Below are 501 nucleotides of genomic sequence, written 5' to 3' on the forward strand. Positions count from 1 at the left end.
GCAAATTCTAAATATGGAAAGAATAGTGTTTCTAATTACAGCATTATCTATATTATGAATCATTTCAGGAGAACGCTTGTACTTATATTCATCCTCAAAGACCCCACTCCAGAGCACTAATGAGCTTCCGGTGAGCTTAGTGAGTATCACCAGCATAAACGTGGATACTACTGTTTGAAGCGTTTCTACAGCTATGACTGTTTCCGGGTCATCTCTCAAAAGATGGATCCATAGGAAGGGGTTTATAATAAATGGTCCAATCTCAAATCCTTTTAACATACGTGACTTATAGTTGTAGTTCTCTGGGGATGATTCCCAATATCTATCTTTGTTGTTTGATTTGCTAAAGTATACTGTCAAATTAATGCTATCTGATATTTCTTCAAATAGTTTGTTTCGATACGGTGCCACAATATTGTGAAAGAGGACTGTAGAGCCGTCCTGTGAATCAGTGGTCATTTTGTGTAGATTTTTGTGAGAGAATTCACATGCTTTTCCATG

The 501-nt window shown here is 36.9% G+C and carries 1 protein-coding gene; it reads right to left on the bottom strand.

What is annotated here, in order from left to right; genetic code table 11:
- Nucleotides 1-459: hypothetical protein (locus tag D3D02_RS20545; protein ID WP_147435752.1), on the bottom strand; the 459-nt coding region annotated here is incomplete at its 3' end.
- Nucleotides 460-501: the final 42 nt, after the last annotated feature.

This window comes from Halobellus sp. Atlit-38R (assembly GCF_003665925.1).
Taxonomy (GTDB): Archaea; Halobacteriota; Halobacteria; order Halobacteriales; family Haloferacaceae; genus Haloquadratum; species Haloquadratum inordinatus.